This is a genomic window from Streptomyces sp. KLMMK, from assembly GCF_036961605.1.
Taxonomy (GTDB): domain Bacteria; phylum Actinomycetota; class Actinomycetes; order Streptomycetales; family Streptomycetaceae; genus Streptomyces; species Streptomyces telluris.
The window spans coordinates 1-3,058 of the sequence record NZ_JBAMDC010000573.1; the positions used below are offsets into that span (position 1 = coordinate 1).

Annotated in this window: 3 protein-coding genes; 2 read left to right on the top strand and 1 reads right to left on the bottom strand. The window is 75.7% G+C overall.

All coding sequences use genetic code 11. The features are described 5' to 3' along the window. Nucleotides 1-119: 119 nt before the first annotated feature. Both V7793_RS35680 and V7793_RS35685 read left to right on the top strand, forming a co-directional pair. Nucleotides 120-1,061 (top strand): NAD-dependent epimerase/dehydratase family protein, encoded by a 942-nt coding sequence (locus tag V7793_RS35680; RefSeq protein WP_336013831.1) that lies wholly within the window; start codon nt 120-122, stop codon nt 1,059-1,061. Beyond that, entirely contained in the window at nt 1,058-1,981 is a 924-nt protein-coding gene (locus tag V7793_RS35685) for a phytanoyl-CoA dioxygenase family protein (protein WP_336013832.1), read from the top strand. Before V7793_RS35680 ends, V7793_RS35685 begins: the two co-directional genes overlap by 4 nt. A gap of 450 nt (nt 1,982-2,431) precedes the next feature. Here V7793_RS35685 and V7793_RS35690 read toward each other — a convergent pair. Continuing rightward, the coding region (locus V7793_RS35690; RefSeq protein WP_336013833.1) for an aKG-HExxH-type peptide beta-hydroxylase at nt 2,432-3,058 on the bottom strand (627 nt) is incomplete at its 5' end.

Below are 3,058 nucleotides of genomic sequence, written 5' to 3' on the forward strand. Positions count from 1 at the left end.
GCGCGCGCCGACCGCGTCCTGCCGCCCGGCGTCCGGACGGCGCCACGAGGGCCCGGGGAACCCGTAGAACCCGGGAAACCCGGGAAACCCGCGGACCTGCCCCGGGAAGGGCGTCCCTAGTGCGCGCCGTCGTCACCGGCGCGGCCGGCTTCATAGGCTCCCACCTCTGTGCGCACCTCCTGGCCGCCGGCGACAGCGTCGCCGGCATCGACGCACTCACCGACTCCTACGACCCCGCCCTCAAAGAGCGCAACCTGCGCGGCCCGATGAGCTGCCCGGCCTTCACCTTCCACCGCGCCGACCTGCTGGACGCCGCGCTCGACCCGGTGCTCGACGGCGCGGACGTCGTCTACCACCTCGCTGCCCAGCCCGGCATCCGGCCGTCCTGGGGACGCGAGTTCGCCCTCTACGCCGACCGGAACATCCTGGCCACCCAGGTGCTCCTCGAAGCCGTCCGGGGCCGCCCGCTCGCCAAGTTCGTCTACGCGTCCAGCTCCTCCGTCTACGGCGACGCCCGCGCCTTCCCGACGGCCGAGACGGCCTGCCCCCGGCCCGTCTCGCCCTACGGGGTGACCAAGCTCGCCGCCGAGCACCTGTGCGAGCTGTACCGCACGGCCTACGCGGTGCCCGTCGTCGCCCTGCGGCTGTTCACCGTCTACGGGCCCCGGCAGCGGCCCGACATGGCCTTCGCGCGCCTCCTGGCCGCGGCGCGGGGCGGCCCGCCGTTCCCGCTCTACGGCGACGGCGAGCAGACCCGCGACTTCACCTACGTCCAGGACGTCGTCACCGGCATGCGGGACGCCGCCCTCTCCGGCTTCACCGGAGTGGCCAACATCGGCGGCGGCTCGCCGGTCTCCATGAAACAGGCCGTCGCCGCCGTGGAAAGCGTCGCCGGGCCCGTCGCCGTGGTCCCGCGGCCGCCCGGGCCGGGCGACGCCCGGCACACCGGAGCCGACATCACCGTCGCCACCCGTGCCTTCGGCTTCCGCCCGCGGACGGCGCTGCACGACGGGATCGCGGCCATGGCGGCCGGCCGGGAGCACCGGGACGGGGCACCGTGACGGGGCCGGTCCCCGGTGCGGCCCCCCGGCCCGTGGCGGCCGGGCCCGCCGCCCTGCACACCGTCGAACCCGGCCCCTACGGCATCCCCGTCTCGCTGCGGCACGTCCTCGACGGCGCCCTCGTGGCCGTCAAGGGCGGACTGCGCCACATCGGCGCGCTGGGGACGATCCGGCGGGAGGCGGCCCGCGCCGTCGCCGACGCCCTGCCGGCGGCCGGGGCGGCCCAGGTCTCCGGAGCGCTCGAAAACGCGCACCGCCACGCGGACACCGCGCAGATCGCGGCCGTCCGCACCGACCTGGAGACCCGGCTGCGGCCCTTCTCCCGCACCGTCCTGCACGACGTGGCCAGGGCCCTGGAGCCGCAAGGAACCCGGCTCTACCTCAGCGGGCACCTCGGGATCCGCATCATGCCGCCGCAGCGCTCCGTCGGGGCCGGGGGAGCGGAACCGGCCGGACTCGAAGGCTTCCTGACCCCGCGCGACGCCCACGTCGACTCCTGGTTCAACACCGCCGTCAACTCCGTCAACCTCTGGATGGCCGTCGGCCCGGTCCGCAGCGGCAACGGCCTGCTGTTCTACCCCGACGCGTACCGTCGCCCCCTCCGCCACGACGGCCACACACTCCTCCCCGGCCAGCCGGTCGGCACCCCGGTCGACATCGAACTCGACCCCGGCGACATCCTCCTCTTCGCCGGCGACCACCTCCACGCCTCGCAGCCCAACACCACGGCCGAGACCCGCTTCGTCATCACGAAGCGGCTGTGCGTAGGCGTACCGCGGTACCCGTCGGCCGCGACGGGCTGGGTCCCGTACGAGGACCCCCGTCTCTGGGGGACGAGGTGGGAACGCTGGGCGACGTGGCGGTCACGCCTGACGGCGGGGGGTGTGAGGGACGCGCTGAGGACGGGCCGGAGGACCTGACTCCGCGGACGCCCGGGGGTGGTTCGGTACCGGTTGACCGCCGCTGCGGCGGGGTGGGCTGACGGGGGGTCCGGGGCTGCCGGTCGGGTGCGTGGCGGGCTCGGCGGTCCGACTGGTCAGACCGCCGTCGGCCCGGCATGCGACGGGTGGCCGGCGTCGCGGCCGGGCACGTACGGGTGTGCTGCCGGGACCGCACGCGGCCTGCGCCCCGATGCCGCAGGCATCTGTTCGCGCCGTGACGGTGAGATGTGACCACGAGCAGTCCGGCGCTGCCGTGCCGGCCTCACGGGGCGTCCGGCGCGGTCGCCGTTCGGCCCGCCCGGGCCGTGGCGGACAGCCGCCATGCCGCCGGGCCCGTTCAGGGCTTGTGCCCCGTGCCGTCGGCATCTGTTCGTGCTGCTGCGGCGAAGCGTGGGCGCGCGCAGTCCGGCGCTGCCGGGCCGGCCAGGCCTAGCTGTCCCGCGCGATCGCCGCGCACTGCCGCAGCAGCCTCGCCCCGTGTTCCGTCAGGCCCGCCCGGTGCGCGGTGAGGGACGATACCGCCTTTTCCAGGTCGGTCAGCAGGCGGTCGTGGCGGGCGTGTACCGCCGCCCGCCCTGCCGTAGGGAGCGCAGCCGCGTCCGCCGTACGGCGGTGGAGGAGGACGCAGCGGGCCAGGACCACCGTCTGCTGGAACAGGCCGCTGAGCGGGCGCGGGTCGGCGCGCAGGGGCGTGGTGAGGGGGCCCGCCGTGTCGTCGGCCGCGGGGTGCAGGAACGGCGCCCGGACTTCCGCGACGTTGCAGCGGTTGTGCGTGCCCTCGTGGACCAGTGCTTCGGTCAGCCGGGCCGGGCCGGGGAGCCCGGAGCGAGTCGCCGAGAGCCGCCTGCGGTTGATCAGGACCGCGCCGTGCACGGTGAAGTCGGTGAAGCCGTCGATCGCCATGCCGTCCAGGAGCGCCACCTGGCGGACCACGGTGCGGAGTTCGTCCAGCATCTCGGGCCACACGCCCTCAAGCAGCCGCACCGCCGCCTCCAGGGCCTCCCGGTCGGCCGTCCGCCACGGACCGAGCGCGGCCGTGACCGGCTGCCCGTCGGC